At 42.9% G+C, this 25886-nt stretch carries 15 protein-coding genes and 3 pseudogenes; 7 read left to right on the top strand and 11 right to left on the bottom strand.

Going from position 1 to position 25886, the window contains the following annotated elements; all coding sequences use genetic code 11:
* Positions 1–482 precede the first annotated feature (482 nt).
* Complete coding sequence (locus tag ACKLNH_RS17910; RefSeq protein WP_413113626.1) at positions 483–776, top strand: DUF2799 domain-containing protein; 294 nt, start codon at positions 483–485, stop codon at positions 774–776.
* Positions 777–1159: 383 nt separating this feature from the next.
* Here the strand turns inward: ACKLNH_RS17910 and ACKLNH_RS17915 are convergent, their stop codons facing one another.
* From ACKLNH_RS17915 to ACKLNH_RS17925, 3 genes are read right to left on the bottom strand one after another with little or no spacing between them, the layout of a single operon-like run.
* Positions 1160–2167, bottom strand: a complete 1008-nt coding sequence (locus ACKLNH_RS17915; RefSeq protein WP_413113627.1) for an Ldh family oxidoreductase — start codon at positions 2165–2167, stop codon at positions 1160–1162.
* An 11-nt stretch (positions 2168–2178) separates the two neighbouring features.
* On the bottom strand, positions 2179–3195 hold the full coding sequence (locus ACKLNH_RS17920) for a zinc-binding alcohol dehydrogenase family protein (RefSeq protein WP_413113628.1): 1017 nt from the start codon (positions 3193–3195) through the stop codon (positions 2179–2181).
* Between the two features lie 9 nt (positions 3196–3204).
* Positions 3205–4671 carry a mannitol dehydrogenase family protein gene (locus ACKLNH_RS17925; RefSeq protein WP_413113629.1) on the bottom strand — a complete coding sequence of 489 codons (1467 nt, stop codon included), beginning with the start codon at positions 4669–4671 and terminating at the stop codon, positions 3205–3207.
* 350 nt (positions 4672–5021) lie between these two features.
* Here ACKLNH_RS17925 and ACKLNH_RS17930 point away from each other — a divergent pair, with 350 nt between their 5' ends.
* The 5 genes and pseudogenes from ACKLNH_RS17930 to istA all read left to right on the top strand — a co-directional run.
* The gene (locus ACKLNH_RS17930; RefSeq protein ID WP_413113630.1) at positions 5022–5981 is read left to right on the top strand and encodes a sugar kinase; all 960 of its coding nucleotides are present in this window, start codon (positions 5022–5024) and stop codon (positions 5979–5981) included.
* A 15-nt stretch (positions 5982–5996) separates the two neighbouring features.
* Positions 5997–6623: a bifunctional 4-hydroxy-2-oxoglutarate aldolase/2-dehydro-3-deoxy-phosphogluconate aldolase gene (locus ACKLNH_RS17935; RefSeq protein WP_413113631.1), complete on the top strand. Its 627-nt coding sequence runs from the start codon at positions 5997–5999 to the stop codon at positions 6621–6623.
* 23 nt (positions 6624–6646) lie between these two features.
* Positions 6647–7735, top strand: a complete 1089-nt coding sequence (locus tag ACKLNH_RS17940) for a 3,6-anhydro-alpha-L-galactonate cycloisomerase (protein ID WP_413113632.1) — start codon at positions 6647–6649, stop codon at positions 7733–7735.
* 265 nt (positions 7736–8000) lie between these two features.
* Positions 8001–8240: pseudogene (locus ACKLNH_RS17945) on the top strand (transposase); the annotation flags it as partial.
* Between the two features lie 231 nt (positions 8241–8471).
* Positions 8472–9236 (top strand): annotated as a pseudogene (istA, locus tag ACKLNH_RS17950) (IS21 family transposase); the annotation flags it as partial.
* A gap of 99 nt (positions 9237–9335) precedes the next feature.
* Here istA and ACKLNH_RS17955 read toward each other — a convergent pair.
* From ACKLNH_RS17955 to aldA, 8 genes and pseudogenes are all read right to left on the bottom strand, one after another.
* Positions 9336–9515: pseudogene (locus ACKLNH_RS17955) on the bottom strand (transposase); the annotation flags it as partial.
* A gap of 344 nt (positions 9516–9859) precedes the next feature.
* A complete protein-coding gene (gene bglX / locus ACKLNH_RS17960) occupies positions 9860–12088 on the bottom strand; it encodes a beta-glucosidase BglX (protein WP_413113633.1) in 2229 nt (742 codons plus the stop codon).
* 180 nt (positions 12089–12268) lie between these two features.
* Positions 12269–13747 (bottom strand): methyl-accepting chemotaxis protein, encoded by a 1479-nt coding sequence (locus tag ACKLNH_RS17965; RefSeq protein ID WP_413113634.1) that lies wholly within the window; start codon positions 13745–13747, stop codon positions 12269–12271.
* Positions 13748–13762: 15 nt separating this feature from the next.
* A complete protein-coding gene (locus tag ACKLNH_RS17970; RefSeq protein WP_413113635.1) occupies positions 13763–14629 on the bottom strand; it encodes a hypothetical protein in 867 nt (288 codons plus the stop codon).
* Positions 14630–14725: 96 nt separating this feature from the next.
* Positions 14726–15880: a GlyGly-CTERM sorting domain-containing protein gene (locus ACKLNH_RS17975; RefSeq protein WP_413113636.1), complete on the bottom strand. Its 1155-nt coding sequence runs from the start codon at positions 15878–15880 to the stop codon at positions 14726–14728.
* A 56-nt stretch (positions 15881–15936) separates the two neighbouring features.
* Positions 15937–18771, bottom strand: a complete 2835-nt coding sequence (locus tag ACKLNH_RS17980) for a beta-galactosidase (RefSeq protein ID WP_413113637.1) — start codon at positions 18769–18771, stop codon at positions 15937–15939.
* A gap of 90 nt (positions 18772–18861) precedes the next feature.
* Complete coding sequence (locus tag ACKLNH_RS17985) at positions 18862–20295, bottom strand: carbohydrate porin (RefSeq protein ID WP_413113638.1); 1434 nt, start codon at positions 20293–20295, stop codon at positions 18862–18864.
* A 450-nt stretch (positions 20296–20745) separates the two neighbouring features.
* Positions 20746–22188 carry an aldehyde dehydrogenase gene (gene aldA / locus ACKLNH_RS17990; RefSeq protein ID WP_413113639.1) on the bottom strand — a complete coding sequence of 481 codons (1443 nt, stop codon included), beginning with the start codon at positions 22186–22188 and terminating at the stop codon, positions 20746–20748.
* A 288-nt stretch (positions 22189–22476) separates the two neighbouring features.
* Between aldA and ACKLNH_RS17995 the strand changes: the two genes are divergently transcribed.
* The gene (locus ACKLNH_RS17995) at positions 22477–25758 is read left to right on the top strand and encodes an FG-GAP-like repeat-containing protein (RefSeq protein WP_413113640.1); all 3282 of its coding nucleotides are present in this window, start codon (positions 22477–22479) and stop codon (positions 25756–25758) included.
* Positions 25759–25886 lie beyond the last annotated feature (128 nt).

Genomic DNA, 25886 nt, shown 5'->3' on the forward strand with positions numbered 1-25886 from the left:
CCCAGTCTCTCATAGCGTGACCATCATTCACCACACCTTGTCGACCATCTATATACTGGTCTTCTTTCTTTTGTCTGAACTTTGCTTTCTGTTAACGGTTTTATGGTTGGAATTTAGCCTTTAGTTTTGAGGCAATCAATTAGACCATAAAAAAACTAGCGATGTGTTATATCGGTAGCCCGCTCCACTGGAACTCAAAGCCATAGAAAATGGTTTTCCTATCGGTTAAACAGGTAGAACAACTCTAATCTTTCATCATCTGAATATCTTGAATTGGTCAAGCACATGCTAATAATCAACCCATATTAATCAATAAGTTGTATTTATACGAAAACCATCAATACTTGTTAGGTAATAAAACGGTTCATCAAAGATAGGGCTGTATTACCTTCAGATAGTAACCGTTAGTATGAATTTCTGATACTTGCGTTGTAGTTTATTCGTACTAAACACGGTTTCATTTTAGTTTTGAGGAAATGGTTATGAAATTTCTATGGATTTTAGCATCATTAATAGTTTTATCAGGCTGTTCAACATCACCAGATATAATGGCTGAAAGTGACGCTTGGAAAACATATGGTTACAAACAATCGTTAGTCGGTTACTACCCAATCCCACAGCAGACGATTGCGGAACTCTCGTTTGAAAACCGAAAGGCATATAAAGAGGGCTACAATATCGGGCGAGCAGAGTACTGTAGCTATCCAGCCGTTCTCAGAAGACAATATATGGATGACTACTATGGGCGAATATGCTCGCGTTACCAAAAGTTCTAATGTGAACCGTTAGAGAGTGACTCTGAAGCGTTAATGATATACGCTTCGGGGTTGCACTAACCGTTACTCCTTGATTTAGTGACCATTGAGTATTGCACCTGCAAACAGTCATGCATAATCGACCAAAAACAAGGCCAAAACGATTATGAAGTCGAACTTGACCACTTTTCCCACTATTCTTCTTGGAGCAGGATTTGATCTTGCGTCGTCTGCATTAAAGTTAACCTATTGGAAAGTTTTTAACTTTCCTATTCGGTATTTTTCTTAATTGAACATCTCCCCTAAGTTTACAACAACCACCTTCCTAGACGGGAGATTAGAGTACAAAACGCTTAACCTTAGGCTAAGCGTTTTAGTTAAAACTAAGTATATTTAGCCATCAATTAACTGGCTAAATAGTCATATACACCTTGTGCTACTGGAATTCCTTCCACCTCACATTTGGCTTTATACGCAACCTGAGGATCGTTAGGTGCAAGCACTTGCTCAGTTCCAGGAGCCGGCTTTACAGCTCTCAACTCCCCGACCATCGCTGCCATAGCAACGGCAAACAATGGGTTGCCTAATTTTTCTGGATTGATCACAATCACTAGGCTAGCCAATTTACGCATCTTGTCATAATCACCATACATACGTACGACATGGTTACCAAAATTAGCCCCCATAAGAACACCAGTAAGTGCATCAATAGCCAAAGCAATACCAGAACCTTTATGTCCACCAAACGGCAACAGGTTTTCAACCTTGTGAGGGTCCGTTGTTATATGACCCTCAGAATCAAGGGCTAGCCCTTCACCAATCGGCTGATTGGTTTCTTTCGCATGCAGCAACTTACCGAATGCCGTGGCACTTGTTGCCATATCAATAATCATTGGCGTACCACCCTCTACCGGAAAGCCGAACGCAATGGGATTAGTTCCCAAAAAGCGCTCAGCACCACCATAAGGGGCTACACAAGTGTCCGTTTGGGTCATGCCGATAGCAATCATACCCTGACTCGTTGCTTTCTCCATGAAGTAGGACAATGCCCCGCAGTGCGATGTATTTTTTACACTAACAAAACCTATTCCGGTCTCTTTTGCTAATTCAATACCATGTTTAGTCGCAGCAATCAGTCCAGAATGACCCATACCGTCATCAGAGTCTAACACAGCAACTGATGGGGATATTTGTTCAATACTAAACTTTGCATTCGCGTTTAGACCACCTTGTTTCAGGCGATTACAATAGTGTTCAACTCGCATTACACCATGCGAATGGACTCCGGTAATATCAGCATGAACCAAAACATCAGTGACTTCTCGTGCTGTTTCTTCTAGAAGTCCAGCGCTCAATAGTTTATTCAGGGCCAGCGATTTAAGTTCTTCAGGCATAACATTAACAGTAGACATGATCTTCTCCCTTAAAAATTAATAACGCCTTTAACCAGTTCTTTATTTTCAACAACATCTTGCTTATAGCTATTGCCGAATGTCGCAAAGTCATAGTCTTTATTTTTCATAATCTCTTGAGAGATGGCACCCGACGCCATCAATTCAATTACGCGTTCAAAGTCAACGCGCGTAGCATTACGGCTACTTAATAATGTCGTTTCTTTTTTGTGGAACGTAGGGTCATCGATGACCAAGTCACCGATATAAAGACCTACGAATACGATCTTACCACCATGCCGGATAAGTTCGACGCTCCGGCTCATTGAACCTTTATTACCTGTCGCATCAAGAAGTACACAAGCTAGCTCACCACCAAACGCATTCTTCAATTCTGATACATAGCTATCTTCGAGCGGGTTCAATGCAGTAAGCCCTAACTTACTTTCTACTTGTGCACGACGACCTGCATCAACATCAGCAACTACAACATTCGCGCCTTCTGCTTTTGCAATAGCAGCAGCTGCCAAACCAATAGGGCCCGCACCAACCACCACCACATTGTTGTTCTCTTTTAATTCTGCCCGGCGAACTGCATGAGCACTGATGGCAAAACACTCTACAAGCGCTCCTTCAGAGTCTGTTACGCTGTCAGGTAACTCAACTAAATTGTTTTCATAAACGGCAAGGTACTCGGAAAAACCACCATCACGATGAACACCATAAAGCGCAACATTTTCACAGCAATTTGTTTTGCCTTCGTTACATGCAGAACACACTCCGCACGGAACACACGGGATAACCGAATAACGCTTTCCAACGGCAATCTTGGTACAATTCTCACCAACCTTCTCAACGATGCCTGCAATCTCGTGTCCCAGAACACGAGGGTATGAAAAGAATGGTTGACGACCGGCATATGCGTGAATATCTGTGCCACAGATTCCAACAGCATTTATCTTTAGCAATACTTCGTTAGGTAAGAGCACAGGGACATCGCGCTCAATATACTCAATGTGATTTGGTTCATTACAAATAAGTGTTTTCATAGCTATACCTTAATTCTTTGACACGGAATCAATAATATTCTTGATTCCTTTTGATTCGATTTCTGTGAATGCAGTTAAAACTTGGTCTGTGAACTCGCTGTTATCTTGCTTATGCGTACCAAAGATTTTTTCAATCGATAGCAAAGCTACCGCTTTCTGTTTCAATTCGACATCGGCTGCTGAGATTTCTTTATAAATAGCTTCTAATGGGTCACAGATTGTTTCACCGTTTGCCGCTTGCTTTAACGTGTAATGCATCCAGCCTGCAATCGCGAGTGGCAAACAAACCCTCTCGACACCACGCTTTTGTAACGCCATATAAGGGTCAATAGAACGTTGCGGTAACTTCTGAGAACCATCCATCGCGATTTGCCCAGTCTTATGTTTAATATTTTCATTAGAGAAGCGCTGGATTAATAAGTCCGCGTAAGTATCGAGGTCAACTTCTAATCCTTCTTGTAGCGACTTTGCTTGCTCTTGTTTCATCAAACGAATGGTTACTTTTTTCAGTGATTCATCTTGCATACATTGATAGATGAATTCATGACCAGCTAGACTTCCGTTGTAAGCTAGAAATGAATGACTTCCATTTAACATGCGAAGTTTCATTTCTTCATAAGGTAGAACATCGCAAACAAACATCGCTCCGGCTTTATCCCAGTCAGGTCTTCCGGCAACAAAATTGTCTTCTACTACCCACTGTCTAAAGTCCTCACACACAATTCCACATGGGTCGCGATATCCCGTTTCCTTTTCTAAAACATCAAATTGATCTTCTGTCATTGCCGGAACAATTCGATCAACCATGGTACTTGGAAATGTGACCTCGGTTTCAATCCACTTAGCAAGCTCGGCATCAATTGCCTTAGCAAAAGAAATAACCGCCTCTTTCGTCAACAAACCGTTTTCCGGTATGTTGTCACAAGAGAGCACGCTAAAAGGGGCTAATTGCTTGTCTTTTCGCAATCGCAACGCCTCTGTGATACAACCAATCGCCGATTTTGGTGCTCTTGGATTAGCTAAGTCAAACTTGATTAACTCGTTAGTCAAATCCAAACGCCCAGATTGAGGATCCGTACAGTAACCTTTTTCTGTGATCGTCAGCGAAACTATTCGCACCTGAGGTTCCGACATTTTTTCAATCGCTTTAACGATGCCCTCGTCCGGCGTATGAATTGATTCGGATACTGTGCGCACCAGACGCGAGTGAGTAGAATCTGCTGACTTTTCAACCACACTGAATAGTCCGTCTTGAGCTTTAAGATCATTGATTAGATCAGAGGGCCCAAATAGGTTAACCTCACAAATGCCCCATAGCTCACCACTCTCTTCATTCGTCAAGTCGTTGTAAACCGCTTGATGTCCTCTGTGGAAAGCGCCAAAGCCCAAGTGCACAATCTTTGTCTGTAGTTTCTCTCGATCGTATGTTGTCTTAGACGTGAAACTTGCGTCCGAAATAGTATTTGATGATGTCATTTGCAAAGCCCGATTTATTGACCATTATGTAACGTAACGGCCCAATAATTGCCGTTTTCAGTCAATTATAAACACATAGGCACGACCAATACAATAGTATTGGACGACCAATTAAGTTAAAAAAACAAAGCCAGATTAACACCCCACATATGCAACCTAGTTAAACAACAACACAATAATCAATTATGACCATGCATAACAACAACTTAACCGCAAGGCGGGAACATGAACCAGCCTTAACACTTCTACAAGCAATTGGTTGACCATGCGGCGCGTAAGATTTAATATAGTCGATAGTTCAACCAGGAGTAGAACTATAGGCCTACTCTCTTTTGGAATGAGAATAAATTATGAATAGTGAGATAACCAAAATGGAAGCAAATTGCGCCCAAATACTGAGCTTTGGTGAACCGATGTTCGAATTTAGTCAGCTTAGGGATGTAACACAAGGTGGTGACTTCTTAAGTGGGTTTGGTGGAGACGCATCGAACTTCGCTATCGCAGCAGCGAGACAAGGCGCAAATGTTGGAATGTTGACGCACCTTGGAGATGATGAATTCGGTAAGCGTTTTTTGGAATTATGGCAAAAAGAAGGAGTAAGTACCAATCAAGTTGTTTCTAACCCCAAAGCTCACACCGGTGTGTATTTCATAACGCACAATGAGCAAGGCCATCATTTCTCATTTATGAGAAAGAATTCTGCTGCGTCTCTCATATCACCTCAGGATATTCCTGTGGAAGCGGTAAAAAGAGCCCAACTATTGCATACTACCGCAATAACACAAGCTATTAGCTCAAGCAGCTGCGATGCTGTATTCGAAGCCATTGACATTGCAACAAAGCACAACACACTTGTCTCCTACGATACCAACTTACGTTTAAAACTTTGGTCATTAAAACGAGCAAGAGCAATTATCGAAGAGACAATTTCTAGCGTTGATATCTGCTTTCCAAGTATCGATGAAGCACAGCTGATTACTGGTATTGAGCAGCCCGATGCGATCATAGATCACTACCTAGCTTTGGGTGCAAAAATAGTGGTTCTAAAACAAGGCAGTAATGGGGCAACTGTCGCTGATAAGCATCAGAGATTTCAAATCAAGCCTCACACGGTCACCGCCGTGGACGCCACTGCGGCAGGGGACTCATTTGCTGGGTCGTTTTGTACTCATTTTGTCAATGGCCTTTCCCTCGAAGAATGCTTAGCGCATGCCAACGCAACCGCGTCTATTACAATCACTGGATATGGTGCAGTTGCGCCATTACCAACCCTTAAACAAGTAAAATCGCGTCTTGCTGGAACCTTTTAATCTAAGGATATTTATATGTCTAAACTTAACGCACAACTTTCACAATTTAAAGTTATCCCAGTTATCGCGATTGATCGTGCAGAAGACATCTTGCCTTTGGGTGAAAAACTCGTAGCAAATGGACTCCCCGTAGCAGAGATCACCTTTCGTTCAGATGCTGCAGCCGAATCGATTCGGCTACTAAGAAAGTCATTCCCTAATATGTTGATAGGTGCGGGAACGATCTTAAATGAAGATCAAGTCGTTTTGGCTAAAGAGGCTGGTGCAGACTTTATCGTTTCTCCTGGCTTGAATCCAAATACAGTAAAAGCCTGTCAAAAACATAATATTGAAATAATCCCTGGCATCAACAGTCCATCGCTTGTTGAACAGGCCATGGAATTGGGCATCAACACCGTTAAGTTCTTCCCAGCGGAGGCATCTGGTGGATTAAACATGTTGAAATCCCTTTTAGCACCGTACCCATCAATTAAAGTAATGCCTACTGGTGGAATCAACCCGAAAAATGTACATAATTACTTGGCTATCCCACAGGTATTAGCTTGTGGAGGCACTTGGATGGTAGACAAAAAGCTAATCCAAGAAGGTAAGTGGGATGATATTGAAACATTGATTCGCGATGTCGTTGAATCTGTCGCTTAAATATACGGAACGCAGAGAGCAATATGAACACTACTATCAAACACATCGAAACCAAGCTATTCAAGATCCCTCTAGCAGAAGTGCTATCAGATGCCAAACATGGGGATCATGACCATTTCGAACTCATTACGACAACAATCACGCTGGAAGATGGCAGTGAGGGCACTGGATATACCTACACTGGCGGCAAAGGCGGGTACTCAATCAAAGCAATGCTAGAGCACGATATACAACCAGCATTGCTAGGAAAAGACGCTACTAACATTGATGAAATATATGATTTTATGGAGTGGCATATTCACTACGTTGGGCGCGGTGGGGTCTCTAGTTTTGCAATGTCCTGTGTGGATATTGCGCTGTGGGATTTGAAAGGCAAGCGAGAAAACCAACCTCTTTGGAAAATGGCAGGCGGCAAGAACAATACTTGTAAGGCCTACTGTGGTGGCATTGATTTACAGTTTCCATTGGAAAAGCTCCTCAACAATATCCAGGGTTATTTGGACAGTGGATTTAATGCCGTCAAAATTAAGATCGGTCGAGAAAACATGCAGGAAGACATCGACCGCATCAAAGCAGTGAGAGAGTTTATCGGTCCTGACGTGACTTTCATGATTGATGCTAACTACTCACTCACAGTAGAACAAGCCATCACGCTTTCTAAGGCCGTAGAACAGTACGATATCACCTGGTTTGAAGAGCCTACTATCCCAGACAACTACCTAGGTTACGCTAAGATTTCCGATAACACCTCGATACCTCTTGCAATGGGCGAAAACTTGCATACCATCCACGAGTTTGGTTACGCAATGAATCAAGCAAAGCTTGGTTTTATCCAACCTGATGCTTCAAACTGTGGTGGCATTACAGGTTGGTTGCAGGCCGCAACTCTCGCAACAAAATTTGGCATCCCCGTTTGTACGCACGGCATGCAAGAACTTCACGTCAGCTTGGTCTCCGCTTTCGACACTGGCTGGCTTGAAGTGCATAGTTTTCCAATTGACCAATACACTAATCGACCTCTCGTGGTTGATAACCACCGTGCAATTGCTCCAAACAACCCAGGCATTGGTGTCGAGTTCGATTGGGAGAAAATTGCCGAATACGAAGTTTAGTACTTTTGAAGATCTGGGGCTAGTGGTAACCTCAGAGTCCTTCGCCCCTTTTTTCGAGGGGCTTTTTTACTTCTTAAATAGTAGCAGCAAGCAAATCTCCAGTGATAAGAGAGCGAACTACGATCCCACGGGGCGAGCTTACATTATATATCAAATAGCGCTGATATATAGCGAACACTCAGATAGGTCTAATTGTAGTGGCATAGTGAATTTGGCCACCTAGTTAGAGGTGATATCATCACCTCATAAGTTAACAGGTGACACAATGACAAAACGTAAAAGAAGAATATTTAGTGCTGAATTTAAGCTAGAGGCTGCGCAACTCGTTCTCGACCAAAACTATACTGTTGTTGAAGCGGCTCAAGCGATGAATGTTGGTAAATCAACGATGGATAAATGGGTTCGTCAGTTAAAAGAAGAACGTCAGGGCAAAACACCTAAAGCCTCTCCAATGACACCAGAACAAATTGAAATCCGTGAATTGAAAAAGAAACTGGCTCGCCTTGTGCATGCGCCGGAGCAAACCGGACACCTATTCCGGTATTATCCGGACGCACATTCCGTTTTAATCCGGACACCTGTTCCGTTTTAATCCGGACGATTTTGGCCTAACTCCGGAATCACTGTCCGATTTAGCGGAAACCTTGTCCGGATACTCCGGAATACCAATCTTTTCTCTTTTAAATCAATACTTCACAATCTTTGCTGTCGATTTTAATGCAGCAAGGAAGTGAGAATGCCGAAAAAGAGAACGTCTATGGACAAAATCAAAGAGGTATTGCGCCTCAAATACGAGTGTCACCTATCACTGCGAAAAATTGCTTCCTGCACGAAGGTAAGCCGGTCAACGATCTCCGAGATCCTCACTCGTTTTGAACACCACGACATCGGTTGGCCGTTACCAGACAACCACTCAGAAGCTCAACTTGCCCAAATGCTGTATCGTGATAAAACCACATCTGCTAGCAAGGTGATGCCAAACTTTAGCTATATCCACAAAGAACTGCGTCGTCCTCCAATGACCAAGCAGTTGCTGTGGGAGGAATATGTCGCTGAGCACCAAGAGCGAGCTTATCGATACAGTCAGTACTGTGAGCACTATCGGCGTTGGCTTAAAAAGCAAAAGCGCAGTATGCGCCAGAGCCATCTGGCCGGAGACAAGCTCTTTATCGATTACTGTGGGCCCACCATCCCAATTATCAATCCGGAGACAGGAGAAGTTCGCAACGCTCAAATCTTCGTGGCAACACTGGGCGCTTCAAACTACACCTATGTCGAAGCCTGTGAAAGCCAAAGGCTGGAGCACTGGTTAGAGGCACATGCCAATGCCTTCGAGCACTTCGGTGGTGTGCCTTCATTACTGGTCCCCGATAATCTCAAGGCTGCTGTCACCAAAACCGATCGTTATGAGCCTCAGCTTAACTACAGTTACCGCCAGCTCGCCTACCACTATCAAACCGCAGTCATGCCAGCACGGCCATACAAGCCTAAAGATAAGGCCAATAACCGCTGGCTTTACAGCGTTTTTCCTGAATATCTTTTACGATACGGACCTCAAAACTGAAATCTGCAAAATATTATTAAGCCATTGATTTTAAACCTTAAGTTTCTTCATGCGCTTCACATAGGAAGCCTCCATACCGCCATATTTTGATTTCCAGTTGTAGTAAGTAGCGTCTGAAATCCCGTATTCACGGCAAACGTCATTCACCTTACAACCACCTTCTACTTCCTTAAGAATCTTAACTATTTGTGATTCTGTAAAGCGTGATTTTTTCATTTTTTTGGTTTAAACGGAAAACTCCTAATTACTAGCGATCAGTTTTTTGAGGAAGGTTACATTTGCTATTCGTGGTCGCTGCGTTGTTTAGGCATGAGCTTACCTACTTGTTGATTAAGATGAGATCTTAAAACGGACTGGGACTGGTTAGAATGCGGGATTTATGGCACGCATACAATCGAGCCATCAACTCTGCTAGGTTACAAAATTTCCATCATAGCGAAAGGATCAAAAGGCCATAACGAGTCAAAGGCCACCCGACTGTGGCCTTTAATTTATGTTAAAGCTATCATTCAAGACGTCATTGTGTTTCTTAACACCAATTAACTTATCATATTCAATACCTAAAGATTTAACTTAAACGTCGATTTTCTTGTATCTGTAGAACTGGAGCCAATATATACATTGAAAACACCTTGTTCAATTGTCTGTGTGTTATCTGTACCGATAAAAGATAACATATCCACAGTTATAGGAAATTCAACCGTTGTTTGTTCTCCTGGTAAAAGCTCAACTGAATGGAAGCCCTTTAATTCCATCAATGGCCTCGTTACGCTAGCAACCTCGCTTCCTATATAAAGTTGGGCAATTTCCCTCCCCGCACGAGCACCAGTATTCTTGATAGTAACACTAGCTGTCAAAGACTCAGCTGCCATCAATTCTTTTTGACTCATTTTGACTTCTGAATACTCAAAGTCGGTGTAGCTCAACCCAAAACCAAATGGAAAAAGTGGCTCTGATGGCACATCTCGAAATGTCGTAGTGTATCTGTTATCATCCGGTCCAGCATCGAATATATGGCTCGTGCGTTTGTAGTTATAGAAAATTGGCACCTGTCCTGTATGGTAAGGAAACGACACGGGAAGCTTACCAGACGGACTTTCTTGCCCCAAAAGAATGGCCGCTAACGCTTCGCCCCCGGTTGTTCCTGGCATCCAAGCTTGCAAGACTCCTTTAGAGTGCTTAACGACATCAGTCAACACATAAGGCCTACCTGAAGCAACAACTGTAACTAAATTAGGTTGCACCTTGTACACTTCTCTGATTAGCTCTTCTTGGAGGCCTGGCAAGTGAAGCGATGCGATAGAACCACCTTCTCCACTCATCCAATAATCCTCGCCTACGACCACAATCGCTAACTCCGACTGAGCAGCAATAGCAACCGCTTCAGAAATCATGTCAGCTCCAACTTTAGCAAAGCCATCGATTTGAACACCTTTCGCATAAGATAATACAACATCAGGTTGAAGTTGGTCACGAAGCCCATCATAGAAGGTAACAACATCACTCGCTTCGCCCTTTGCGTGCCACCACCCGAGTAGGTCCCTATCAGCCTTGGCATAAGGCCCAATGATCGCAATGGACTTAGTCTCATTCGAAATAGGAAGAATTGACTCATCATTTTTTAACAAGACCATACTCTTAGTCGCGATGTCGCGGACCGTTTTCCAATTCACATCCGAAAGCAACTCTTGATATTCTCGTTCTTCATCAAGAAACATGAAGGGGTCATCAAGCAACCCGGCCTTCTGCTTCAGCCTGAGAACCTGACGTACAGACTCATCTATCGCTTTCTCGGTAACAAGCCCTTCTTCAACAAGATCTGGAAGCAACGATATGTAGCTACGCGATACCATATCCATATCATATCCAGCATTCATTGCCATGATAGTAGCGGCTTTGGTATCAGAAGCGATACCCGTTTTCACCAGATTAGGGATCGTTTCCCAGTCCGTCATTACCAATCCCGTAAAACCCATTTCATTCCTCAGAATATCTTTCATCAAATGGGTATTAGCGGTCGCAGGGACGCCATCATACGCGGTATAAGCTCCCATCACGCATGCAACATCTGCATCAAATGCAGCTTGAAAAGGTGGTAAATGAATTTCTCTCAACTCGCGTTCTGAAATATCACGGATATTGTAGTCTCTACCCGCCAACGCGGCACCATATCCGGCAAAGTGTTTAACACAACTAAGCAGGTTTTGATATGCGTCCTTCCCTGTTTCCTGAAAACCTCTAACCCTCGCTTCCGCGATCCTTGCTCCCAAGTAAGGATCCTCGCCAGCAGCTTCGATAACTCGCCCCCAACGAACATCACGTGTGATATCGACCATGGGTGCATAAGTTAGATTGATACCTGAGGCAGCCGCTTCTCGTGCTGCGACTGCAGCGGAACGCCTGATAGCATCCATATCCCAACTAGCAGCCTCTGCCAATGGAACTGGAGCTATCGTTTTATACCCGTGGATGACATCTTCTTGAAATAGTATTGGCAAGCCACTTCGGGACTGATTAACAGCGATATCTTGAATTCGTCGGATATCCGCAACACCATGGGACTTAATAACGCTGCCAACCAAGCCTGATTTAATAAGCTCAACCTGTTCTTGAGTGGGTTGCCCTTCAATACTAATCAGGTTTAGTTGACCAATTTTCTCTTCCAAGGTTAAATCGCCCAGTATCTTTTCTACTTTCGATTCCGAGCCATAACTAAGCCCAGAAAAACAAGCTACTATAAAAAACAGCCCGCTAACCGAAATTAATTTCTTCGTTTGTATTCCTATCATTGTTGTTCTCGCAATTTATAATTTTAGAGGACAGAAACCTAAATACTGCAATAGTTCGCCCCTTTTTTACTACCTTGGCTGCCAATAAATTTAATGACTTACAATTTAACAAAGATCTTCACATGGTAAACATGTCAAAAAAATATTACCGTATCATCTCCCTCCACTACCTAGTTTTAACTACATATTAAATCGGCTTATACTTTGGTTCAGCTCAATATTAAAACGATTTAGCTCTTCTGTTTTGTCTTCAAGATCATTGGAACTGCTAGCAATTGATCCCGAGAGAGTGTTAAGTTCATCGATGTTCATTACGACCATCTTTGTGACCTGACTCTGCTGCTTAGTCGCTACTGCAACTTCACCATTCATACTACTAATCGCCTTAATATTCGCAGAAATCGTTTCAAGTATTGTGGTCAATGACGTTGCCGCTTTCATTACCTCTTGCGACGAACCGAGGCTAGATTGCATAGATTTTGAGGCGTGCTTTGCATTAGTTTGTAGGTTAGATACGATGCTCTCTATCTCTGACGTTGAGTTTTGTGTTTTCTGCGCAAGCGCTCTTACCTCATCGGCAACTACGGCGAAACCTCTTCCCTGCTCTCCCGCTCGAGCGGCTTCAATCGCCGCATTTAACGCTAATAGATTTGTTTGTTCCGCTATATTCAGAATAACTTCAACTACAGAGCCGATATCTTCTGAAGATCGAATCAAAACGTCGATACTTTCAGCTGTATCAGTTATTTGCTCTGACAGCTGAGTAGCCAACCCTCCATTCTGGATTACCATTTCAACACCATTATGAGAATAGGAAAGCGCCTGTTGCGTTTGGTCTAGGGTTGTTTCAGCGTTACGATAGACTTCATCTGCAGATGCACTGATTTCCTCCAATGAGGTTACAGCGGATTGCATAGCTGTTTGTTGAGATAACACATCTCTTCTTGACTGCTCAACGGAAGCAGACAATACATTTGAAATGTCATCTATATTTCCGCTCACGTCAGCCACTTGAGTTAACATATCTGTCAGATTATCCATAAGCAGATTGAAATTATTCGTTAATTTTCCAATTTCATTGTCATGCTTTGTAGGTATGCGCTGAGACAGGTCCGCTGCACCACAGGACAGTTTGTACAAAGAAGTAGAGACATCATTAATAGGACGGATAACTATAGTTCGCATAAAGAAATAGATAGCAACAATAACAAGCACAAGAGTAAGCGCGATACTTGCTGCCATCATTGTAATTTCATTCATCAATCTCTCGTTGATATAACTTGAATCAAACTGAAGCTCGATTGCCCCGATAACATCGCCACCTCGTTTAACTCTGTGCGATAGTGTCGAAAGACGGCTATTTGTCGCTCCAGTATTAGCAATAGGTTTACTGCGCTGATCGACAACATTGATGTAGCTAACTGCCTCCGTCATCACCAACGCATCCACTATCGCTTGGGCTTGTTCAAAGTCGTAAACAAAAATAGCCTCAACGAGTGCGGCCTCAGCTAGCTGAATTTTCGCGGTGACTTCTTCATCGTGATTTAGTTCTAAACGTTCTTTCACGTTCCAATAAGATAAGCCACTTCCAACAAGAATTCCCATACTCCCAATAAGAAATAGAAATAAAGTGAGAGTTTTACTTAAGCTTTGCTTCATTTTGTACTTTCCTATCTAACGTTCAGTATCTAACCACAGTTCTTCACGATGCAAAGGCATATCGTCGGGAAGGAATGGGTTATTGATTTCAATCACCCTCCTACCATTTATATTGCTATTTATAATAGTTTTTCTTATTATTTCTGAACGGTAAAACAACTCATCATAAGACCCATCACTGATAGCTTTTTCGAGACCACTATTTAATAAGTCATAAAGCTGTTGATTGTTTTTTTCTACATAGAAGTACATAGCCGATGGGTATTTTAGTAATAGCTTACTTTCTAACACTAAATTAAGGCCGTCAGCTTGCTGAGTATCTACTACCCCCTGCGATTCGTGAACGCCTAACGGCAAGTAGTCAAATCGGTGTCCATCTAGCATATAAAAGAGGCTATCCGCTTTCACAGGTTTGATTACTGTGATCCCTGCGGCTTCAAGTATTAATGTGTCAGTCCAGAATCGTCCTAATCCAGCGGTTCTTGCCTTAAGCTGCTCAAGATTCGTTATATTATCAAATAACTTCTGCTGAGAGCGCTCAATAACAAATGTTCTATATCCGGATAGGCCTTTGAAAATTGGTATTTTTATCGCTTTTAATTGTGATTGTAATTCGGTTGATGCGCCAGCCCAAATTAGATCAACATCCCCATTTCTTACCTCTTCAACTAATCGTGCATCAGAGTAATACTCGCTAGAGGGAATAAGAGATTGAGGCGCATTCGATTTTTCTAGAGCCAAGTGAATAATGTCATAGATGAGATCATCTCTACCCGGAAAGGTCATCGGTGTACGAATCTCCGCCAAAGCAGGGACAGAAACAAGTGAGACAATAACAAACGACATAATTGCAAACGCGGACAGCGCCTTTCTATACAGCATACGAGAGTCCACAGATAAAAAAATAGGAGTAATAAAAAGGAACTATAGCGGTAGAGTACTAATTAGAGGCAGCTAGAAAACTGCCTCTATTTTTTATTAATATTTACGGCGGAATAGACCAAAAAGAGCTAGGGTAAGAAGAGCTATGCCTCCAACACTACCTGCATTAATGTATACTGGATTATCTGGATTTGGTGGAAGCGTTCCTTCTTCGTCACCCGAGACGCGAATGTTATCGAAGTAAACTGAAACGCCCGTCGTTGGCTTTTTGCCTAACATAAACTGAATACCACCCACGGCACCTTTGGTGAAGTTTGCACCGGCAACCGATGAATCCAAGTCAACCTGAATAGTTTGAGGCTCAGTACTCGAATCGAGTGTTGCACCACCATACAAATTGTAAGCATCACTCCAGTCTGTATTTTGAGCAATTAGCTTAATCACAACGTCTACCGTCTCACCTGAATTGTTGATCACATCGAACTCAAAGGTCTTGTGCTCACCCCAGTCCCATTCACCCCACATACTTGTGCCTTGGTATGCGTCACTATAGTCTACTTTCCATGACTTTCCATCATTGTCGCTAGAGTAATCACCAGAAACCATATTGCTATCTGATGTAGCTGCATCATCAATGACGTACCCAAGCTCATAATCGCCAAAAGACTCTATAACAACATAATCAGGATCTTGCCCACCCGGTGCTTCGGGTTCGTCAACGCCGTCATCCACGCGAATATTGTCAAAATAGATATCTACGGTTTGCGTCGGGTCAGCACCAAGCATTACTTGAATACCACCAACGCCGGTCTTTGAAAAATTTTCTCCTGCAGTGGTAGCATCCAAATCAATTTCTACTGTTTGTGCCTCATCGCTTGAAGATAATGTTGCACCACCATACAGGTTGTAAGATTCAGTCCAGTCGGTGCCTTTTCCAATGAGCTTTACTATAACCTCTTGATCTGAAGCTGTTTTATTTAGGACATCTACCTTAAACGTTTTTTCGTTCGACCAATCCCAGTCTCCCCATATCGTGTTACCCTGGAAAGTAGATGTGAACGTTATTTTCCATGACTGACCATCGTTGTCACTCGAGAACTCATCAGATACCACATTAGCTACATTTGAATCATTATCTACCGTCGCACCAACATCCCAACCAGAAAAAGATTCAACGACCGTTTCTGCAGCATACACACTCCCTGATAATCCGATCAGTGCAGCTAATAAACTAACCTTCATTATTTTCATTACCTTAATCCTTTTGTCAACAAGAGTCGGTAAAGTTTACCGACTCTTGATTTCACTTATTTCCCAAATCTCTTTGTGTAAAGATCAGCATTAAACTGCTTCGCTGCCTCAATAAGCTCTACATAGGGTTCATCAGCTATAGTTACAAAGCCAATGTTGTAGTTTTCACCATCCCATGCACGCCCTGTTGCTGGAGAGTCAAGGTATTGGAACCAGTGTGCTCCGACGAAGTATGGATTTTCCACGATGCTATCCATATAGTTGGTATACATTTCAGCTCGCTCTTTTTGGTTTGAAACAGTCACAATACCACCATGGAACAGGCCTGTATCCACAGCGCCAAAGTGGAACTCACCAATCACGCTTGGCTTGTCAAACTCAGGAAGTAGGTTTTTCCAGTGCGCCTTCTTACCATCGTTAAGATCATTGGCATAAAGGTTATAGCTCATGACATCAACATACTTAGCTGCACCACGAGCAATCTCTGGAGTTACCCCCCAGTCTGCAAATCGAGCACCAAGATAGAGGTGATTCGGAAGTACATGTTTAATTTCCGTGCGAACAATCGAGAAATACTGTTCAGATAGCATTTGCAACATATCCGAATAGTCAGCTCTCATACCAGAAGTGAGCGATGCGCGGTAGTCATATGACCTATCAAACTCAGCCCACGATGCGATATTGCTACCCCATGCCGCGTTCAAAGCACTTACTGTTGAATACTTAGACTTAAGATATTCTGAAAAAGCATTCTTCGCTGGGCTGTCCTTAACATCATAAGACAGGGCATTCACAATAAGACCGAAGTGGTTTGCTTCGTTCATTACGTTGCCCCAACTAATTTCGTTATCAACGAACACACCTACGAGCCATTGGTCATCGTCCTTCACACGAGAAGCCACCTCGTTTGCCATATCACGTGCACTGTTCTTGAACTCTGGATCAAACGGATCATGAATTGGTCCCCAATAATCGTTGCCAGTACTGATGCGTTTATGGTCTCCGTAAATCCAACCATGTGCTTCATACGCGACACGTTCCGAACCAAAGTACATTGGATCAATCCAGTTACCCAGAGTGGTGAAACCCCAATCCACCATGCGATCTAACGTTACATCTTTCCAGATCTTCATTGCACTTTCTTTATCTGTGTCATACTTGCGCATCAGATTGGCACGATAAAAGCTAAACACTTCCCCTTGCTTAAGTGCACCGGAGTGAACGTATCCAGCGTAACCATAGTTAGCTGCTAACGGATCGTCATCTTCAGGCAACCACTCAAACATCGAATGACGAAGCTTCGACGCAAGGTGACCACCTTGTCTTGCTTTAGGGTCGTCAAAATCAATACCCGTGATGGTCACAGTGTCATCCATTCGCACATTGTCCAAACCCGTCATGAAGAACATGCAGCCTTCTGGGTCTACCAGTGTCCATTTGTCATCCACTTTTTCTGTACGGAAGAATCCTGTAGCTTCAAGTCGAGGGCCATCTTTCCATCCTCCAAATTTACAGCGGTCAGCCATTGGCTGTACATTACCTAAGTTAGCTAACGCCTCTTGGCCCGCACTCTTCAGCTGCTCATCCGAATGAATTTTTTCTTCCCAATCATCACCTGTAAACTGACCATATTTGTCCACAATACCTGTATATCTAGACGTATCAGCATCTAAATTAGGTACCAAGCGAATAGAGTCAATGACGATCTTCGAGTCTTTTGTTGGGTTTTGAAGGTAAAGTTGGACGCTATGGATATTCGCAATATCAAGATTGCTTTCACCCCAGCCCCAGCTTATCGCCTGCGCATCATATGATAACTTTGGCGGTTCACTTCGCATGCCAGAGACAACATGTTCACTCAATTGACGCAGAGACATGTAGTAGGTACTTTTTTTCCCGGGCAGTAATGTCATGTAACTAGACATACTGTCTTTAACCCCATCAGCCGTACCACCCCAATTAGAGTTTTCTGCTTGGTCGACACGAACAAACATTTGCACTGCGTCATCAGTCGGGTTTTCGATATCAAATGCTAAGTTAAAATCACCCTCTTTAGACCAATCCCAAGGCTGTTCCGGCATAAATGTGATATTCGGATACGCATTTGTTGCAAAAAAATCAACCTCTAAGCCCGCGCCTTCGGTAGTTTTGACCACTTTTGCCGCCGTTGCATTACTGCGTTCCTTGCTAACAAAAGTTTTCTCGCCATTCTCAAAGTTCGTGATGGCAGCAATGGTTGGAACCGGACCAACATCAATGACTTGTTCTTCGGCGCTAATAAAGTCTCCCGTTGCATTCACCAATTCAAGGTTATCTAAAATGATGGTTTGAGCATCAATAGGCCCTTGAACAAAAACTTGCAACTCTGCTAATTTACGCAGATTGAGGTTGTCACCATTCCAGTAACCATCCAGTTTGCGCAAACCGCCATTGAACAACATTTCAACAGTTTGAGTTTCACCAGCAGGAATATTTACCGCATAGTTGAGTTGGTTGGTTTCAGCCCCCATTTGACCCACGTTATCCACCAACTTGAAGATAATATTAGCCGCTTTATCCGTTGGGTTAGTCACATCGACTTTCAGGCTTCCTTTAGAGTTCCAGTTCCAAGCGCCAGATTCTGGGAAAAACTTAACATTCGGCCAATATTTATATTTGTTAGCGTCAGAAACAGATTCAAAATCAACTTGAATCGCTTTATCTCCAGCAGTTACACCGGTGCCAGAAACCATTTTTGCTATCGCATGGTCCGTTGCCGATGACTTAAAGAACGCATCAGTTTCAAAGTCAGGGTATGTCGCAGCAAGTTCTGCACCATTATCACCGAAACTCACATCAGATGTTGGAGTCGATTTACAGCCATACGCAGCGACCAAAATAGTAGATAGCATAACAGCTATTTTAGTTTTACTTGTGTTCATCATTAATATCCTAAAGAGATGAAGGTTGCGGTATCCAGTTTGATTACCGCGATGAGATCATTACCACCAGGTTTCAAACATTACACCAACCGTAGTTGCGTCTCGTTGACCAACAGAATCTATAAAACGAATTGAATTTTCAGAACGCCACGAAGAAAGGTTTGAATAAGCGGTTGTCTCTGTATCCAGCTTCCCGTAAGTAGCAAAGAATCGAATCACGGGACGGTCCCAGTAATTACCACCAATGTGAATATCTTGAGCCAACGTCATTTTATAGGATGAGTTAGTGCCGCTATCGCCCTTACCGCCTTTTACGTCAAAATCCATCTGGTCATAAGCAAGCTCTATCTTTGTGGAAAAGCGCTGGTTCCACTTATAAGTGCCTCGTAAAACACCTTGATTCCAAGTGGTAGAGTCATATGGAAGGTCGTTATTCACTGACGCAGTATTTACGTTATCGTTATAGACCGCAGACTCATGAGACCATTGATACTCCAATCGATAATGCTCGCCAAACTCTTGCATCCCTTGGAAAAAGCCGCCAATTTGATAACTCGGAATGTGCAACCAACTTTGTGTACTCGACGTTGGCATTTTATTTCCGTAGCGTACGACAAATTCATTAAAGCCTTCCCACTGGCCTTGCTTTAGAGCAAATCCAATTTGGTATCCATCAGGGTGTGTTTCTTTAGCTGATAAGCCATAAACGCCATTGCCTTCATGGGCACGCATATCTTTATCAGAGCCAAAATACGTTCGATATGAACCAAACACATCAGCTTTGATATCGTCCGTCACATCAATCCCGTGAAGCTTTGACGTCATAGTAAAATACGACCCACCCCAACCATTCTCACTGGTACAGCTCCAATCACTTTGATTCCATTCCGTGCAGAACTTGTTGGTATGTTTCCCAAAGCCATCTTTGACAACCGCAATATTGAACTTACTAAAGCCAAGATCCCAATTGTCGATGCCCACCCCCGTTCCATCAGAGTTCACATGCTGAAATCCGTTAAGCCTTCCCTCATAACGTCCGTAATAACGCTTACCCATCCAAAGTGCAGCATTAGGATTTGATTCAATTACACCCGTTCCATGGACCCACCACTCATCTAGATACAAATAATTTGATGCAGGGCGACCGGGGTCATTAAACTCACGAGCACCGGTGAATAGGTTGACATGTGTCACCCAATTCATATCATTAGCATTCACGCCATAATCAAAGTGAAGTTCAGCCTGGCTACCACGATTACCAAGAGAGCCTGTTGGTTTATAAGGGTTTCCAGCCGTTTGAATGATATTCATTCCGTTGTCAGCTTTTTCTGACTCACGGCTGAGTAGTCTATCATTCGTAGCACCAATGGCTCCACGACCATAGCCAGAGTACTTAAGACCATCAACATACGTTGCGTCACCAGCCATTGCTGGTGAACATACCGCGCTAATGGCGACAGCAACAATAGATAATTGAAGAAGTTTCCTTTTCATTTTTTTACCCATAAAAGTCATACAATTAATGTGTTCTATACTAATATCATCGCTCAAAACTTACTGAACAACACCCCACTGTTTTACCAATTACTACATAACATCGACAATTCTACACATTGGTCACCCAATTTTTAGTGATGCATCTAACAATTCTGTCGTGACATTGAAATTTAAGCGATAATATTTGACCGATACCGCATTTTGCGTACGATAAATAGCAAGAAACAGGGACTAGCTCACAGAACCACCCTCATAAAAAGGCATTATAAATCAATAAACTGTGATGCCAACATAATAACAGTTACACCATAAACTGATTCACGCAATGGATATGCAATCAACTTGTATCATTGGGTTACAAACATCAATCAATCGTTAACCAAATGAGCATCTACTTGATATAAAAAAAGCGGCCTATTGGCCGCTTTGGTTCATTCTTCGTTTGAATTAATTGTAATTGATATAGAAAGTTTTCTTTTCTAGGTATTGTTCAAAACCATACTTACCATCCTCGCCTCCGGTACCACTCAGTTTATATCCATTGTGGAAGCCTTGATGCTGCTCTCCATGCCCACGGTTAATATAGACCTCTCCTGACTCAAGCTCTCGTAGCAATCGACTTACATACTTCATATTCTGCGTGAAGACCATTGCAGCCAAGCCATAATCGCTGTCGTTGGCATAACCCAACACTTCCTCAAAACTCTCAAATTTGATAACTGGAAGGATCGGCCCAAACGCTTCCTCATGAACAATTGTCATAGATTGAGTTACATCAGTAAGGACAGTTGGCTGGAACCAAAAACCTTTCTCAAAACCTTCACCTCGAACGCGTTGACCACCATACAAAAGCGTTGCACCTTCATTAACTGCTTGCGCTACTAGCTCCTCCATATGCGCTAGCTCTCTAGCATTCACCTTAGGCCCCATGTCACTCGCAGGGTCCATTGGGTCTCCAACTTTGATCGCTTCCACTTTCGCCATAAAGATACGCATAAACTCATCATAGACGTTGTTATGTACATACATACGTTCATTGCAGGTACATACCTGACCACAGTTGTCAAAACGCGAATGCAGCGCTGCTATCGCAGCGGATTCAAGATCTGCATCTTCCATAACGATAAATGGCGCCTTACCTCCAAGCTCAAGTTGTACGTGAGCCATATTGCTTGCCGATGCTTGAATAATTGACTGACCCGCTGGCGTACTTCCGGTCATAGAGACCATATTGGTGAATCTATGTCCAACTAACGCATTTCCTAAAGTACGGCCGCCTCCTGTTACGATATTTAAGACACCAGCTGGTATACCAGCCTGCTCAGCTAAATACGCCAATTCGAGTGTCGCTAAAGGCGTCTCGGATGTTGGCTTAACAACAATAGTGTTACCCGCAACCAACGCAGGGCCGATTTTACGCCCAGCAAGAGCCAATGGGAAATTCCAAGCGGTAATAGCAACAACTACGCCACGTGGAATTTTGTGAATCAGAATCTGTTCATTTTCATTGTCTGATTGAACAATGTCACCATCCATCTGACGAGCCCAGTCACACGCATACTCAATAAAGGTACTCGTTACTTCAACTTCGCCCAACGCCACCTTAAGCAATTTACCCTGCTCTATAACCAAAAGCCTTGCCAATCTTTGCTTATTGTCACGAATCAACTGAGCAAAGCGACGAAGTACATCGGCTCGTTGCTTGGCTGGCCGCTTTTTCCATTCAAATTGAGCGTTCTTAGCAACCAATAATACTCGCTCAGCGTCCGTTTCGTCTGCATTCTGAATTTCGGCTATAACGTCTTCATTGCAAGGACTGATAACCGTATCGACTTGCCCATTTTTTGCGTCAACCCACTCACCACCGACGTACATTTGATAACGTTTCATTTTCACTTGCCACCTTTTATGTATTGAAAATCACACTCAAAATTGGTTGAACAAAACGACATCCTTCTTAGTTCTAAATCTAGGTGGCATTGGGTTAAAAGTCCCTTCAACTCCAACAAACACCCACATAAAAATCAAAAACAGATAACATCCAACCAGCAGAGCGATCTATATCACACTTAAAGCTAATGCATAACCAATATTAGTCAACCAAAAGACAGGGATCACAGACCAATTATACTGAAAGAGCTAAATTAGTGACATAACTACTTAACATAAGGAAATAAAATGTCATTAACAGGAAAAGACATTGGCTACGGACTATTAGCACTAGCCATTAGCACTGCATTGGGCTGCAAAAGTAGTTCGAATAACAGTGATTTTCTACCTGATGATCAACCAGATAACCAGGTAACACTACCGACAACGGTTGAAGTTGGAAAAAATATCAACGTGAATGTCGACGTTCAATCACCTAACTTACCACAGGTGTTTGAGATTGATGTCGTTATCGACTCTGCGTATGCATCTATTTCGGTATTACAAGGTAATCGTATATTGCTGGATCAAGTTGATATTCCGAGCTCCGGCGAGCACTCTCTTCGTCTGATCACCAAACTAAGCAATGTTGAAACTCAAACGAAAGATGAAACACCATTTACCATCGCTGTTAGAACGGGGTCTGTCCGCGTTAAAACATTTACAGCCACACCATTAGAAGGAGTAACGCTCCCTGAATTTACAGATAGCTCCGATGAAATCGGTCTAGATACAAACGTTACTTACAAATATGGCGGTCCTTCCGTTGGTGATATCGATGGCAATGGTTTTTATGATGCTATTCTCAATAATCACAACTATATCGCTCCTCAAGTGATGACGAATCACTCTGGAAATACCGTCGACATCCAAGCGTTATTTCCTTACGCACAAGACTACCACGGCACTGCTTTAGGTGATTACACAGGAGATGGCAATCTGGATCTCATGTTGGCAATGGGCGGTGCCAATGGCACAAGTCCATCGTCGTATATTTTATTCAAAAATGAAGGTGGCAACTTTGTACAAGTACCGAATAACGGCGGTATAAATACCCCTGCACGTGGCCGTTCACCCCGCTTCGTTGATCTTAACAACAATGGATTATTGGACCTAGTACTCGTAAATGCGACAACACCTAATTATGACGGCCCGGTTCAGCTCTTTTACAAGAACAATGGCGATGGTACTTTTGATCAAGTCCGCGTAGCCGGCATAGAATCCACACAAGCAGAAAGAGTCCTCGTGTTGGACTTTGACAATGATGGAAAACAGGATCTTCTTCTATTTTCTCCAACGACCTTGTGGAAAAACAATGGCGATTTTACATTTACCAATGTTACCGAGGAATGGCTGCCAGAAAGTGCTCGTAACCTGTTCCAAGTGCAAGCAGCGGCAGAAGTAGATCTTAACAATAATGGATTGTTTGATATTTATTTGTCACGCGGCCTGCCTGAATATCAAATGTCTCGTAAGTCCTATGATTTTAACCCCGCAAGCCGTCGGTTAGACATTCGAGATGACGGTGAAACAGGTCGTACATTAGTTGAAATGACAGCCGACATTGACGCCCCTATCACTCTCCATGAACTAGATTTAGTCTATCGTCAATATAATGACGGATATCCTATTTTCCTAGGTAATTCCAAAGAAAAGCACTGGGTTTATGCAACAGGCTTTCAAGAAAGTCAACTCCACCCGGATATGAAAGATGCGCCCCACTCACTTGACATTTCACCAGTTGAAGCCAATGGATTCCCGGAAATACGAGATGAAAACGGCATTTACATCGGTTATATAGGAGAAGGTAAGTGGAAAGCTGAGTGGGTTAGAAACCAAAATGTTTATTGGAATGTGTCTTTTACACTGGAAAATGTAACCAGTGTAAACACTGAGTGGTCCCCAACAAACCGCAACAACAACGATGTATTACTCATTAATAAAGGAGACCGCTTCGTTGACGCAACACAAGAGTGGAACCTACCACTAGGAGGCAACCATTGGGGCGTAACCTATGCTGATTTCAACAACAATGGCTATAACGATCTATTTATACACCGTTATGGTTTTCTTAAAGAGCGCATATCTGACTTACTATTAGTCAACACAGGAAACGATTACTTTGAAACCACTACAATCCATGGAGCTCATGATGCAAGTGACCAAGGGCATGGTGATATGGGTCAGGCATTCGATTTTTCCCGAAACGGTAAAGTAGATCTTCTAAACGGTAGCAATGAAGAAGGCATGTGGTACTTGTACGAAAACGCGACCACCGATGTCGGCAATTATATTAATATTGATGTGGGCTACAGCCCTTTTGCCAATATCGATCCACTTGGTGCTCGCGTTGTGTTAGAAACTGCATCTGGTACTACTCCAACGCACCGAGTTGGTTCTCGTGGTGAAGTGTTTTCGCAAAGTGTTATGAATCTAACTCATTTTGGTTTAGGCAACTATGAACAAATCAACAAAGCAACCGTCATTTGGCGCAATGGTGAAACGGTGTCATTTGTAAAGCCCAGTCTGAACGGAACACTTAGGACAAAAGATGGTTTGGCTCCTGTACCAACCGCGATTGAGCTGGAGCGCTCTGAGAAAAAGTTACGCATCGGCGATAACTATGCCGTGCTACCCACATTCACGCCACTTAATGCTAATCCAGCTGTTAACTATGTATCCAGCGATCAATCTATAGCCTCAGTAGATTACAATGGCATAATTACGGCACATTTAGAGGGAGAAGTGACAATCACAATAACATCAGATAAATCGCCGGATGTCTCTGCAGAAATACAAGTTTTGGTTGGTAATTTCAGCCCAATTTACGTAACTGGGATCGAGATAAATGACAATAATGACCCCCTCTACGTGGGGAACAATATTTCTCTAACAACAAAATTAGAGTCTAGCGATCCGGCTGAAAAACCAGATGATGAGAGTGTCACTTGGAAAACCTCTAATTCCAACATTGCCACTGTCGATAGCCAAGGTGTCGTATATGGTGTGAGCGCTGGCCAAGTTGATATTGTCGCAACAGCAAATGGAAGTGATGTGCAAGGGAATATAACGGATTCTATATCACTAGATGTTGAGAACTATACTGATATCCAAATTAGTTTAGACAATGACTGGAAATACAAAACACGCGCGAATCCTATCGACCAAGCAATGGAGGTGACGTTTAACTACCATGCAAGCTCTAACAGTAAGGTTCCGGACGGCGTTAAGATATACCTACGTCGACTTGAACAAGGCTCTTGGGCTCTTCGACAAGATTACACAGGTCAAGGCACGGGGCAACAGTTTGACATTGTGTCCGAGACGATTGGTGGCGTGTCAGGTGAGATCACTTACTCATTAAACTTACCGTCGTACATCAACGATGGGTTAGTGCCAACAAGCCAGCTTGCCTCTGATGAGTTTTATTATTTGTTCCTTGAGTTTATAAACGACAAGAATGAATCGAAAAGCGTTGGCACGCAACCAATATGTATCACCCCTCCGGGCGATAAAGCTCCCTGCTCTTAAAAACTTAAGAGCTAACACAGTTCAGCTAAACATATAATCTGTTGAATGATACCCTCAAGCATTATGTTTGGGGGTATTTTTTAGGTTGGCACACTAGATTGTAGTAGTAGCATGATAATAGAGCGTAT

It is taken from the genome of Thaumasiovibrio clandestinus, from assembly GCF_047250365.1.
Taxonomy (GTDB): domain Bacteria; phylum Pseudomonadota; class Gammaproteobacteria; order Enterobacterales; family Vibrionaceae; genus Thaumasiovibrio.